This window comes from Calothrix sp. PCC 7507 (genome assembly GCF_000316575.1).
In the GTDB taxonomy this organism is placed as follows: Bacteria; Cyanobacteriota; Cyanobacteriia; order Cyanobacteriales; family Nostocaceae; genus Fortiea.
In genome coordinates this window covers 1763987-1777779 of the sequence record NC_019682.1, presented here as the reverse complement: position 1 = coordinate 1777779, position 13793 = coordinate 1763987, and the positions used below count along the sequence as shown (strand labels likewise).

Sequence of the window (13793 nt, the reverse complement as noted above, 5' to 3'; positions counted from 1 at the left end):
GGTTGTTGGTGTTTCAATTGATCTGAAAAACTGCTCTAGCCTGTTCGCAGTTGCTGAATCGTTCAAGGAACATATCGTTAAAACTTTAGCCGCAATAGCAGCAAACAGAAATCTCCCAACTTCTGAGATTTCTCGGGTTTTTTAGCTTATTTTTGGTGTTGTCTTGCAGATTGGTAGTTGCAGTGATTGTAGCTGGGAACTGGACGATTGCTAAAGCCCTTTGCAAACTGAGTTTTGCAGTTGATTTTCGCCAAAGGGGGGGCTTCGCCAGTCGGCTTGGGGCTGTTGCTACCTGAGTAGAAACTGCCCAATGAATCCGACCTATTAAAGTTGTGATTTGGTTTCTGTGGAAGTGGACAACTTCTGCAATCTTTCTTGTCCACACCCAAATTGCAACAGTTGAAAACACAGCTTTATGGTTTAACTGCACCAGATTGGGAAGGGCTGTGGGTTGCGGTGAGTGATGCACCTTCTGTCTGGTGATGGCTCCCTGAAGTTTTGTGGTGATGAAGTTGTCGTTATTTGTAGATATTGCTCGTAATGTCGCTACAGAAATGGCAACATCACTTATGTAATCTGATACTTTCTGAGGCGCTAGATCGTAGTCAGGATGTAAGTTATTAAACTTCATCTCTAGATTACCTCCTTGCCTTGAGGTTTCAACTGCATTTGACCTGATGATTCTTTCCATGAGCTTACCTGTAATCGGAAACTTGACTGTTTTTTATCAAGCTTTTTTGCGGCTCTGCCGTAATTTCTCAGATTGTCTCCAATTTGTTCAAGCCTCACAAAATTGGGGGCTGGTACTAATGGGAGAAGCTCTGCTGATTATTTCTCGGCTGTAGCTTTTGCTTGGTAGTGAACGCGAGGTAAAAATTTACCCTTGGTTATGTTCAGATGACTGGCAGGAAAAAGTCTCCGTGTGGCTCTTGGTAGATGCAGTTTCGTCCTCTTTAAAATTTCCCAACTCCTAACTCAATTATTCTGCCCTGATATTAGTTGTATAAACTTTTGCCAAAAATGTAGGAGTTGCTTCAGTAATATTTCATACTTTTTAGATTAGAACCGAAAAATTACTCATCCTTGATGATCAAGAACAACACTTTTATTTATACTATCTTTTTCCGCAAATGTCATCTGCTAAATTAGTAGCTTTATAAATTAAATTTACTGAATTTACTGGGATATTTACTTGTGTACTGTGCAACTTTGCATTTTGTCCCTTACTTGCTAATTAATGAGGGGTTACGCCCCTCAGTAGCTATAGATTTAAGACTTTTGTTAACCTCTGCTTACTAAGAAAATTTACCATTAGTTTTAGTTTTCAATATCCAATCATCATATAAATATAGATGTCATAAAAAACCTTTATTCAGTAATATTATTGAAAATTATTTTTATAAACTTTTCGTTATATATCATAGATAGCATCGGCTGTATTTGTTGTTATAGCCCACTTCTGGCGTTTGCAACCCTGTCCATAAGTAAATAAATATTGTTGCATAACATACATTATTTTCAAGTAATTAATTATTGATTTTAGGTTGTAAGATGACTATTTTATGGTATAATACAAAGACCCCAAAAAGCCAAAATTAAATGACTCTAAAAAAAGATGTTTTAACTAAGAGAAAACAGCGAGTTGGATTTGTGAATATTGATATACTTCAGCAAAAAGAAAATATTTAATGGGTGCAAAAAGTTGATAAATTCATATAAATTAAAATTTACCTTTAGCTTGACCCATAACTAATTTATTTAAACGAACTTACAGGTGTAATTGCAGTTTGGCTAAGTGGTGATACAGACCACTCATTGCTACTAGTTCTTCGTGAGTGCCTTGTTCAACGAGAACACCTCGGTCGAGAACCAGGATACAGTCGGCATGACGAATACTGGAGAGACGATGAGAGATGATCAGGGTGGTGCGATATTGACTAATTCGGGCTAAGTTCTGTTGGAACTGGTGTTCTGACTCGGCATCTAAGGCACTTGTCGCTTCATCCAAAATTAAAATTCCGGGATTCCGCATCAGTGCGCGAGCGATCGCAATTTTTTGACGCTGTCCCCCAGAAAGCAGTGAACCCCGTTCTCCTACTTGGGTGTTGTAGCCTAAAGGGAGTGCTTGAATAAAAGTGTGTGCTTGGGCGAGTTTGGCTGCAGCGATCGCTTCCTCCTCAGTAAAATCCGGGCAGTAGAGTGTAATATTTTCTAAAATGGTTCCCGAAAACAAGAAACTCTCTTGGGGCACCAAGCCCAACTGACTCCGTAACGACTGGGGCGAAACATGGGAAATATCATGTCCGTCAATCAAAATCCTGCCGCTGTCGGGCTGATATAAACCAGCTAGCAATTTCACTAAAGTGCTTTTGCCTGAGCCACTTTGGCCGACTATGCCAATAGTCTGGTGCGGTTTCAGCTTGAAGGATATGTTTTGTAAAGTGTTGCATTCTTCATCGCCATCGTAACGGAAGCTAACATTCTCAAACTGCACTTCACCTTGCATTACAGGCATTACCAGTAGAGGTTTTTGGGGATTTTCTTCGGGCACAGCAGCCAAGACATCATTCAGCCTTTCCAGAGAAATCAGTACTTCTTGGAACTCATCCCACAACTTCACTAATGCCAAAACTGGGTTAGTGACATTGCCAATAAGCATGTTAAAAGCGACAAATTTACCCAGCGACATCTGCCCACTCATCACCAAAGTTGCCCCAAACCACAACACCAACGTGCTACCGAGGTGATTAATCAAACCACTAATGAGTTGCAACTTATTCGCTAACTTCTGCCCCCGAAACCGCGCCTTCACCATATTCATCAACCGCTCTTCCCAACGCCTACGCAAGGGGCGTTCAGCTACGGCGGTTTTGACGGTGGTAATGCCTGTAATCATTTCTACCACTGAGGAGTTTTGGGCTGCTGATGCTTGCAAAATCTCCCGCGACACTTTTTTGAGCAATGGACTGGCGCCCATAGTCAAAATGACGATGGGTAAAATCCAACCCAGCACCACGAGGGTGAGTGAGAAGTTGTAATAAGCCATCAGCCCCAGGTAAATCACCATCATCACCATGTCTAAGGTGGCACTGACAGCCTGACGGCAGAGAAATAGTTGAATTTTGCGGTTTTCTTGAATGCGGCTAATAATGTCTTCTACTTGGCGCGATGCAAAAAACTGCAACGGCAACTGTAAGGTGTAGCTAACAAAACCAGCAATCAAATTTAAGTCGATGCGGTTAGCTAGATAGTCCAGCAGGAATTGACGCTGTGCTTTTAAAGCAATGCGCCAGATGCCCAAGATGCCGAAACACACAGCAAAAATATTTAAGTTCCAGAAATTTTGCACAGGCATTACCTGATCGAGAATGATCTGGGTACTCAGGGGAGTTGCTAGCCCCAACACCTGTACTAACAACGAGGCGAGAATAATTTGTCTGAGTAATTTCCGATGATGCCTAAATAACTGCCAATAGCGATCTAGAGAAACTTGTTCCGGCTTGAGGGAATCTAACTGTGGGGTGGGATCTAACAGCAGAGCATATCCTGTCCAGCTGGCTTCAAAGCGCGATCGCATTAGCCAGCGTTTACCGATGGCTGGATCGGCAATTAATATGCGATCGCCTTTAACTTGCCAAACAACTACATAATGAATACCTTGCCAATGAGCTATCCAGGGGTTAGAATATGATTCCAGCTTACTCAAACTCGCCCGCACTGGTAGCGCATCATATCCCAAGGTTTGAGCTGCTGCGGCTAAACCCTGGAGAGAAGCACCCAAACGATCCACCCGTGCTAGGTTCCTTAAGGTGTTGAGGCTCAAGCGTTTGCCCCAATATTGGCTAATCATTGCCAAACATGCGGCACCACAATCTGATGAGCTTTGCTGTTGAATGAAAGGATAGAAACGCCATAACCTAAAAATTGACCGAGGCTTTTGCCTTTGGGGAGTATAGTCAATGTCTGGTGTCGCGAGAACTGAGACTGGATTCTCTAACCGGGGTTGACGCGGTGGTAGTTCAATTACTTTGGGTATTGTTGGTGTAGGTGATACTTGCAAGTTATTCTCAAGTTTGCTGTCTGGGGTATCAACAAGATGCAGGGGAATGTCTGCTTCTTTGTCTTCACAGCCATGAGGAAATAGCTGGGGTGCAATATCCCTGGCAGATTCCCAATGTTCTATGGGTAGGTGATAAAGCAACAAATCTGTTTGGGCGATCGCCTCCGCAACTTTAACATCAGGATATCCCCAGCTTTCACCTACCTGTAGCACCTCTGTTGTTGCTGATAAATTCTCAAGTTGGCCACTCGCCAGCCAAAAGCGCCCTTTGCTGGGGGAAGTTGCTGTCACCAAGGATGAGCCAGCAGTGATTGTGATTGCTTTGAGATAGGGTAATAATTGCCGCAGTGTCAGACTAGTGAGCGATCGCCACTCTGTCTGAGTTTTGTAGAATATCAGTGCTTGTCGCTCCAGTGCCAACTGCTGTAAATAATTTTCGAGATTGGGTAGGCGCTGTAACCATAGTTTTAGGTCATCGACAGCGATTTGAGCAACATAACCCGCACTAGCGGCGATCGCTCGATACGGCAAAAATTCATGACAGAATAAATCATCTGCCCCAAAAGCTTGATCTGCCAACAACAACTGAGTGGAAACTTCCCGTCCCAAAGTCGCATCAAATCCTAGCAACCGCACTCGTCCTTGGCAAACTAAGTACAAAATATTGCTGCTGTCTGCAATTTCTCCCCCTAAACCATAGGTAGTCAATTCGTCACCTAGTTGAAACTCACGCAGCACCAAAGATTTAGTCAAGTCTGATGCTAGGCTTGTATCCCCTGCAACCATCCTCAAAAATTTGAGGATAGCCGCTTTTGGAGTGGGAGATGGCTGCTTACTTGTATATTCCAGCTCTCTCTGAACTCTTAACGACGAAGAGGGGTTCATGGTTTAATTTCAGATTTTTGGGTAAGCTTAATAACTATTACGAGGCAATTACTTACAGTACAAAAAAGTTGATAATTCTTTCACTGTTTGAATTTGCATCATTCCAACAGCCTCTGGAAAACGCAATTATTTGTGTTTTTAATCACCAATTGCTTCACAATCATTTTTCAGTGGCTTTTCGTAAATGAAAGTTTGTAAAATAACATTTTACTAGTAAAACGCAATTTATGTTTCCACCAGAGTATCAATTAGTTTCTCACGCTCAATTGTGAACTTTTCATCATTGTAGTTTATGAGCATCTCATACTTTATCAAAATTTTACTTACTCTTTAAACAGGATTCATGCTTTTTGGCTTATTTTTGCCCTATTTGCAGGCATACACAAGATATTTTCCCAACCCTTTCCCTCAGTAACTATATAGATATTTTATGACAAAAGACTATGCTTTTGGTATTTATTTTTACAGAATATATTCATCAAATATATATTTTTACTTGAGTAAAAATTGTTAGCAGTGAACATAATTTGTGTGATGTGCGTAATTTTTATGATTAAAGCTAGCAATGTTTGGATTTGTGAAAACACTGGTGTTAAATCCTCAGTATCTACAACCTTTGTGAACGATAATTACATTTTCCTTAGATTCCTGAAACACCCGGAAAATAAAACCGCAGTTCTAAATACTTATGCTTTTAATTTCAAATTGAGTATGCTATACAACTCAGTCCTTAATACATATATTTGTATTTGTATGTATATTTGATTGCAAATTTAACGTGATTTATTTAACTGGGGATTGGGGACTGGGGATTGGGGATTGGGGACTGGGCATTTTACTTTCTCCCCATCTTCCTCATCTCCCCCATCTTCCCCATCTTCCCCATCTTCCCCATCTTCCTCATCTCCCCCATCTCCCCCTACTCCCTGCCCCCATACCCTATGCCCTATGCCCTATTCCTAAATAAATCGCCCAAATAGCCATCGCCCGCAGGTAAGTACTGGCGCGGAAAGTACCAACGGTGGTGATGGCTTCAGGGGTGCGGAATTGTAGTCCGTTGTCGTAAATCTGCTTTACTACAGCTTGCGTCAACTTCAAAGCTTCATCTTGCATTCCCATCTGCACGAGAAAAGCTGCTAGTCCAAAGTTGATTCCTGTCCAGACTTCCAGCGGGTGAGTCGCTTGCGGGTTTTCTGGTGAACCATCGGGACGAACGCCATTTGCAGCCCCAAATTGACCATCGTAGAATTTCAAGAAGCAAGCTTCATAAACAGTTTGCAGGGCAGAAAGGGCGCGATCGCTCGCTACAATATCTGGTAATCCCAATAGTCGGGCATAGAATTGCCCACATAACTGATCCGCCATCACCACATCGGAACCACTCTTGCTATCCAAGCGGTAATATTGCCCATTCCAGAGTTTTTCTTCATAGATGGGGCGGGATTGGGCTAACCAAGTTTCATAGATGGATTTTTGTAACGCCAAGTTACCTAAATCAGCAAGGTTTTGATTTAATAAAATATTGCTAATAGCGATCGCTGCCTCCAAAGCAGCCAACCACAAACCCCCACAATAGGCACTCACTCCCTGCAATCGCCAATCATCAAAGGTTTGATCAGGTGCGCCGGAATTCTCAGGAATGCCATCATCATCTTGATCAAAGGTTTTCAGATAGTTGAGGGTTTCCACAATTGCCGGCCAGCAATCTGTCAGGAATTCCACATCATCAGCACCAGTTAGCAGAAAATCCCGGTACACCTGCAACACAAAATCACTGCCTAAATCCTTCCACAAATTGCAGTCCTGATAGCAGGTATAGTTGGTTTTTTCCCACACATGTTCATTGGGTGCGCCTAAATCGTGGGGTGTTGCACCTGGGACTTTGCGAACGGCGGTTGTTGTGTCTGCGCCAATTGTGTAGTAATAGCCAATTACCCGCTGATGAGCGTCACTGTGGGGAATAGCCCGTGCAAATGCCCGGATTACCGACTTTTCTAATTCTGGAAACAGCATTAAAAGGGCAAATGAACCATATAACCGCACATCGAGACTTTCATACCAGCGGTAATCTAGGCATTCCAAAACCGCAAATTGACCAACAGGATCAAGTTTTGACGCTGCACTCCAGAGAGTACCACCGCTAGTGAGGTCATACAGCTCATTAAATAGAGCCATTTTGAACCATTGTGGCAAATCTTCCCGTTCTAGAATTGGTTTTTGCCAACGTTGGATCTGCGATCGCCAATTTTGATATTCTTGGAGAGCAGTAGATGCGATCGCCCAAGCATTTTCACCACTCCGACCAAAAAAGTCTGTATATCTGCGGTAATAGTTCACTCCCGCTGCAAATTCTGTCACCGGGAAATCCCAAGCCAGAGAGAAGGGAATTTCTATAGTTTGCCCTGGTTGCAGAGTGAAACGGATAGCGATCGCTCCACCTATTCGTGTATTCTCTATTGCAGGAGTTGCATCTTGATAATTAGGCAACGAGCCATCTGCTGCAAAGCTTTGCCAGACATCTTCCCCTGTACCCACAGGATTCCACCGGGTGTGATGAAATACTTCTATCTGGGGATGCTTCAACGTGGCAATACACCAGCTACCATCCCCTTCAGCGACGGATGCATCCCTATCAACCTGAGATAAAAAACAACCAACCTGTCCAGAATTTTCAATTAGCTGATTGTAATTACCTTGACTTTCTCCCAAACGCGGCTGATATTCATAAACCGGACTGCCATCATCTCGTATCCGCACCTCTGGAGATTTCAACGCATTCGTAAACCAACCCACCATATTTTCCCAAGTCAGCATGATGCTGAGAGTAATCGGTGCATCTGTTGGGTTATGCGCCTTCCACAGGAAAATTGCCACTGGGTAACTAGTTTCTTGGTAGTTATTCGCCCAAACAGGGGAAAACTGCTCACAAGTTAACTGTGCTTGAAACACATTTTCATACACAAACCAACTACGGGGGTATAAGGCATGATAAGTACCTCCACTCGCCGGATACCACTTCCACCCTGCAAGACTACCATCCTCTGGCGCTTGAGTAGATAAGGCGTAGGCTTGGGAAGAAGTGCCATGAGATTCAAATACACTGAATTGACAGGCGGGAATGTTCTGGAAAGTATGCTCACCGCCGTCAATATGCCATAAATTAAAGTCTCCCCGAGAAGAGCGCCCGATGCAACCTGCACCAAAGCCGCCTAAAGGCATACCATGCCAAGGGCCATCATCGATATTACTAGCGTAGCGGACAGTATAAGGTTTATCCCAACCTAAACCGATAGGACGACTCCAAGTGCAAACAGGAATTTCCGGGGAGAATTGATTTGTCATTGCCTAATGTCACAGCGTGCAGTTTTGCTAAAGCAGACTAGCGCGATGTGCGATTTTTCTCAAGTTATTTGTATGAGTGTGAGATGATCTTGCAATTTTAGTGGTATATATGGGCACTGTGAATTTGAACAACATACTGAGGAAGACAAAGAGGGCAAGGCACTGCCTTGCCCCTACATTATTTATATGGGTGAATTGAAAAATTCTCGATTAAAATAGGCAAAAATTGCGAACATCCATATTCAAAAAATCATGCCTTATGATCCACAAAAACATCATCGCCGTTCTATCCGCTTGAAAGGGTATAATTACACCGAGGCTGGTGCATATTTCGTCACCATTTGCACTAAAGCATGGCAATGTTTATTTGGTAATGTGGTTAATGGCGAAATGCAATTAAATTCTTTAGGTTATATCGCCTTTCACTGCTGGCAAACAATACCCTATCATTTTCCCTACATTGAATTAGACATATTTGTAGTTATGCCTAACCATATACACGGCATCTTAATCATCACCGATAACCCTGTAGAGGCAAGGCATTGCCTTGCCCTCAACCAACATAGCGAAGGCAACCCAGAACAATTTGGTAAACCTGTACGTGGTTCTATTTCTACAGTTATTGGTAGTTATAAAAGCGTTGTCAGCAAACGCATTAATATAATTTTGCAGACTAAAGGGCAATCAATCTGGCAACGCAATTTTTATGAACACATTGGCAGAGAACAAAAAGCTTTAGATAATATCCAAGAATATATAGTAAATAATCCCCAGCGTTGGGCAGATGATCCAGAAAATCCGCAAGCTAATTCTGATATTCAAGATTACCTTTTCGATATCCCTTTTTGATGAAAAATCTTGTGCTATCTCATCAATATCAATTCGCATTGAGACACAACACATGGTAGGGGCACGGCATTGCCGTGCCCTCATAATAAATATATATAACGCGCTAAATTATGGCTTTTTCTACGCCAAATTATACTTAACCTCGATTTCAAAATTACTCTCCGCCGACCCTTCAGTTAAAATTTGTAAAAACACACCTACCCCAGCGAATAGAATTCGCGGCTATACAGACAAAACCCACCTCCGTGGGTTTCAAATTCCTAAAGTCCGCGTAGGCGGACTTGGTTTGTGTAGCCGCGATTTTTAATCGCCTGGTATATTTGCAAAGGTGAGATGCTCCCGATGACATCGCCTTTGACAAGGTTTTCTATAGATCTTTCCAAGCTTCGTCTTCCTCTGGATCAAGCCAAATTTTACTCAGTGATGACTCGCTCAGTTCGAGAAAATCTTTTATAAGTATTTGTGAATTATCTACATCGCTAACTTGCAAATTCTGAACTGAATGCACCATATTTCTTACCTTTTCAGCCACCCAATCGACACGATCCTTACCCCAAAACCTTTCACCATCGATAACCCAAGTGGGAACTCCCGGACAACCAAATTGCTCAAATTCTGCTAAAGCTGCTACTGCTGCTTGTGTAGCTGCTTCGCCGTGGATTAAATTCAGAATGCGATCGCCATCCAGTCCAACATCATCGGCGACTTTCTTAATCACAGACTCGTCATTGACATCCAGCAAATCAATATATGTCGCTCGAAAAAAAGCCGCATCCAGCAAATGCTCCTTCCCAGTTCCACAAGCAGCATAGTATGCTCTAGCAGGAAGTTCTTCCCTGCCAAACTGCATTTTCTCCCAGCGCTTCACCCACCTAGCAAATTCCTCATATTCCTTGAGCCGAATTTCAACACCATATTTCTTTGCCCACCGCAAACAATCTTCTTTGTGATACGACGATAAAAGGGCGCTTTCATTTCGTCCTTGTAACTCCGCAACCTTAATACCCCGCCCTTTTGGGATATAAATCGGTCGTCGTTCAATATCAACAGGTAAATCCTGCAATGCTTTTTCAGCCAGGGTAATACCAATGTAGGAATTTGACGAGTGATATATCGAGTATGAGTAAACTTTAATCCTTTGCGACATGCTGCTGTGTCCTAGAAAAATATGGAGTTTGATAAAGTATGGTAATTTAAAAAATTATTATGACTCTGCGTTCAAAAACTCCGATCGGTGAAAACAGACAGCATATTTTATCGCCTATTTCAAGAATTTCCCAACATTTTCTTTGAATTAATTGGCAATTCTCCCGAAACCGCCACAGAGTATCAATTCTCATCAGTTGAAGTCAAGCAAACAGCTTTCCGCATCGATGGGGTATTTCTTCCACAAACAGAAGAAAACCCAATTTACTTCGTTGAAGTTCAGTTTCAAGCAGACTCAGGAATTTACTCCAGGCTGTTTACAGAAATTCATTTATACTTGCGCCAAAACCAACCTGAAAATGATTGGTTAACCGTGGTTATTTACCCAAATCGCAGTATTGACACAGCAAAAATCAAACACTACCGTGAGTCATTTGCTTGTGGGAGAGTTACCCGGATTTATTTAGAAGAATTAGGAGCAACTGCATCTCTACCCCTTGGCATTGCTACGATCAAATTAGTCATAGAAAATGAAGATCAGGCCATCCAAGCAGCCAGGGAGTTAATTACTAGAACCAGTCAGGAAATTGATTCAGTACCCCAACAGCAACAATTATTACAAATAATCGAGACGATTTTAGTTTATAAATTTCCCAGCATGGATATCGAGGAGATACAAGAAATGTTTGGATTAAGCGATTTGAAACAAACGCGAGTATATCAGCAAGCTTTTGCAGAAGGCGAACAGAGAGGCGAACAGAGAGGAAAGTTAAAAACAGTACCTCTGCTAATATCATTAGGCTTAACTGTGGAACAAATTGCACAGGAATTAGATTTAACTGTGGATGAGGTAAGACAAGCTGCACAACAACCTCCCGAATAAGCATGGAGATACAGAAAACATTAAGTATCGAATAGCACGCTTGTTTACACTCGGATGAGGGGAATGTGGAACGAGAGCGTGGTAGTTGAGCGTAGCCGAAACTCACCAACCGGGGGATGAGGAGAATGAGGAGGAATAATAATTTTTCACTGCTCTCCCTGCTCCCCCATGTTCGTTATCTTCATGCCATAGTCGGGGTGAAAAATACTAAGCTGGTAAATAGCACATTAAAATTCTATGGAAAATTCTGAATCGTCGTAGCTGCGGCTCAGATTTCCCCACTGGCTAACTACCTGTAACGACATTACTATGTTTGATGCTCTATCTGATCGTTTAGAATCTGCCTGGAAAAAACTGCGCGGACAGGATAAAATTTCTCAATCCAACATTCAAGACGCTTTGCGGGAAGTACGCCGCGCCTTGTTGGAAGCAGATGTTAACCTCCAGGTAGTCAAAGATTTTATTAGCACAGTTGAAGCTAAAGCCCAAGGTGCTGATGTCCTTGCGGGTGTAAGACCTGACCAACAGTTCATCAAAATTGTTCATGATGAACTTGTAAAGGTGATGGGGGAGGAGAATGTCCCCTTAGCAGAAGCGGCTGGGGAAACCACCATTGTGCTGATGGCTGGGTTACAAGGTACTGGTAAAACTACAGCTACTGCTAAATTAGCCTTACATTTACGCAAACTAGAACGCAGTTGTTTATTGGTAGCCACAGACGTATATCGCCCAGCGGCGATCGATCAGTTAATTACACTAGGTAAGCAAATTGACGTACCAGTCTTTGAACTGGGTAGCGATGCCAACCCTGTAGAAATAGCCCGTCAGGGTGTGGAGCGAGCTAAGGCAGAAGGTATTAATACAGTAATTATTGATACTGCCGGTCGTCTGCAAATTGACGAGGATATGATGGCGGAATTGGCCCGCATTAAAGAAACAGTCCAGCCCCACGAAACGCTGTTAGTCGTGGACTCGATGACTGGTCAAGAGGCGGCAAATCTTACCCGCACATTCCACGATCAAATTGGCATTACTGGGGCAATCCTGACCAAAATGGATGGTGATAGCCGTGGTGGTGCAGCGTTATCTGTGCGGCAGATTTCGGGAGCGCCAATTAAGTTTGTGGGGGTGGGTGAGAAAGTTGAGGCACTACAACCGTTTTACCCCGATCGCATGGCATCGCGAATTCTCGGTATGGGCGATGTCTTAACCCTAGTAGAGAAAGCCCAGGAAGAGTTTGACTTGGCAGATGCTGAGAAAATGCAGGAAAAAATCCTCTCAGCTAAGTTTGACTTCACTGACTTCCTCAAGCAGTTGCGAATGCTGAAGAACATGGGATCGCTGGGAGGTCTGATTAAGATGATTCCAGGGATGAACAAGCTCTCAGATGACCAATTGAAGCAGGGCGAAACCCAGCTGAAGCGCTGTGAAGCGATGATTAATTCCATGACTCGCCAAGAACGGCACGATCCTGATTTACTCGCCAGTTCCCCCAGCCGCAGACGGCGCATTGCTTCCGGTTCTGGCTACAGAGAGTCAGATGTGAGTAAACTGGTGGCTGATTTCCAAAAAATGCGATCGCTCATGCAACAAATGGGTCAAGGTGGCTTTCCTGGTATGCCGGGAATGTTTGGCGGCGGCGGTAATGCCTTTGCAGGCGCAGGTAATCGTCCTCCAGCCCCCGGCTGGCGGGGTTATCCAGGTGACGCTGGCGCGAAAAAGAAAAAGAACAAAGATAAAAAGAAAAAAGGCTTTGGCAATCTTTAATCAGTGAACAGTTATCAATTCAGACTGATAACTGATTCATAGCAGCAAATGCTAGGCAAGTGCTAAAATTAGCATTTCAGTATAACCACAAATAGGAGAATGATTTTTCAATCATGATCAAACTGCGCTTGAAGCGTTACGGTAAAAAACGGGAAGCAAGTTACCGCATTATCGCTATTAATAGTCTCTCCCGCCGCGATGGTCGTCCCCTAGAAGAACTGGGATTTTACAACCCCAGAACTGATGAAGTGCGATTGGATGTTCCTGGTATCGTCAAGCGACTACAACAAGGCGCTCAACCCACTGACACCGTCCGTCGCATTCTAGTAAAAGCCAATGTTTTTGAACAGGTCAGTGCAACAGCAACAGCCGCATCATAATGACGGAACACAATCTGCCATAGCTAGCCCCAACTATGATGAGTTGGTACGGTTTTTGGTACAGCCCTTTTTAGAATCCCCTGAGTCTTTACGCGTCGATTGTGAAATTTCTCATACTCTCAAACGGGCTTGGATTCGCATCGCCTTTGAAAGCACAGATAAAGGGAAAGTGTTCGGTCGCGGAGGACGCAATATACAGGCGATTCGCACTGTAATTGCCGCAGCGGCTGAAGCTGCCGGACAATCAGTATATCTAGACATCTATGGCAGCAACTCCTCTGACCGAGAAGGTACGTCTTTAGATGAAGACAGGGAAGAGCGATTACCTCCGCCCAAATCTCGTGAACAACGTGGAAACACGCCTAGACCTATTGCTAAACCACGCTCCCGCTAGGTTTAAACTAGATAAAAAGGAACATGAGGGAGATCAGGAGGATAAGGGAGAGAAGAAGATATAAATAAACTTCAATTTCTTCCCCTA

At 43.3% G+C, this 13793-nt stretch carries 9 protein-coding genes; 5 read left to right on the top strand and 4 right to left on the bottom strand.

Translation table 11 applies throughout. The annotated features are described in order from the left end of the window. Positions 1–85: 85 nt before the first annotated feature. From CAL7507_RS07840 to CAL7507_RS07830, 3 genes are all read right to left on the bottom strand, one after another. Positions 86–691 (bottom strand): hypothetical protein, encoded by a 606-nt coding sequence (locus tag CAL7507_RS07840; protein WP_042341237.1) that lies wholly within the window; start codon positions 689–691, stop codon positions 86–88. Positions 692–1768: 1077 nt separating this feature from the next. Next, positions 1769–4945 (bottom strand): cysteine peptidase family C39 domain-containing protein, encoded by a 3177-nt coding sequence (locus tag CAL7507_RS07835; RefSeq protein WP_015127922.1) that lies wholly within the window; start codon positions 4943–4945, stop codon positions 1769–1771. Positions 4946–5884: 939 nt separating this feature from the next. Further along, entirely contained in the window at positions 5885–8287 is a 2403-nt protein-coding gene (locus CAL7507_RS07830) for a GH116 family glycosyl hydrolase (RefSeq protein WP_015127921.1), read from the bottom strand. 252 nt (positions 8288–8539) lie between these two features. On the opposite strand from CAL7507_RS07830, the gene CAL7507_RS07825 reads away from it, so the two are divergent. Next, a complete protein-coding gene (locus tag CAL7507_RS07825; protein ID WP_015127920.1) occupies positions 8540–9136 on the top strand; it encodes a transposase in 597 nt (198 codons plus the stop codon). Positions 9137–9503: 367 nt separating this feature from the next. Here the strand turns inward: CAL7507_RS07825 and CAL7507_RS07820 are convergent, their stop codons facing one another. Then, positions 9504–10283, bottom strand: a complete 780-nt coding sequence (locus tag CAL7507_RS07820; RefSeq protein WP_015127918.1) for a DsbA family protein — start codon at positions 10281–10283, stop codon at positions 9504–9506. Positions 10284–10370: 87 nt separating this feature from the next. On the opposite strand from CAL7507_RS07820, the gene CAL7507_RS07815 reads away from it, so the two are divergent. The 4 genes from CAL7507_RS07815 (at position 10371) to CAL7507_RS07800 (ending at position 13706) form a co-directional block, all read left to right on the top strand. Continuing rightward, complete coding sequence (locus tag CAL7507_RS07815) at positions 10371–11165, top strand: Rpn family recombination-promoting nuclease/putative transposase (RefSeq protein ID WP_015127917.1); 795 nt, start codon at positions 10371–10373, stop codon at positions 11163–11165. Positions 11166–11474: 309 nt separating this feature from the next. Continuing rightward, positions 11475–12932: a signal recognition particle protein gene (gene ffh / locus CAL7507_RS07810; protein WP_015127916.1), complete on the top strand. Its 1458-nt coding sequence runs from the start codon at positions 11475–11477 to the stop codon at positions 12930–12932. Positions 12933–13045: 113 nt separating this feature from the next. Next, positions 13046–13312: a 30S ribosomal protein S16 gene (gene rpsP / locus CAL7507_RS07805; protein WP_015127915.1), complete on the top strand. Its 267-nt coding sequence runs from the start codon at positions 13046–13048 to the stop codon at positions 13310–13312. Beyond that, entirely contained in the window at positions 13269–13706 is a 438-nt protein-coding gene (locus tag CAL7507_RS07800; RefSeq protein WP_015127914.1) for a KH domain-containing protein, read from the top strand. Before rpsP ends, CAL7507_RS07800 begins: the two co-directional genes overlap by 44 nt. The last annotated feature ends 87 nt before the right edge of the window (positions 13707–13793 follow it).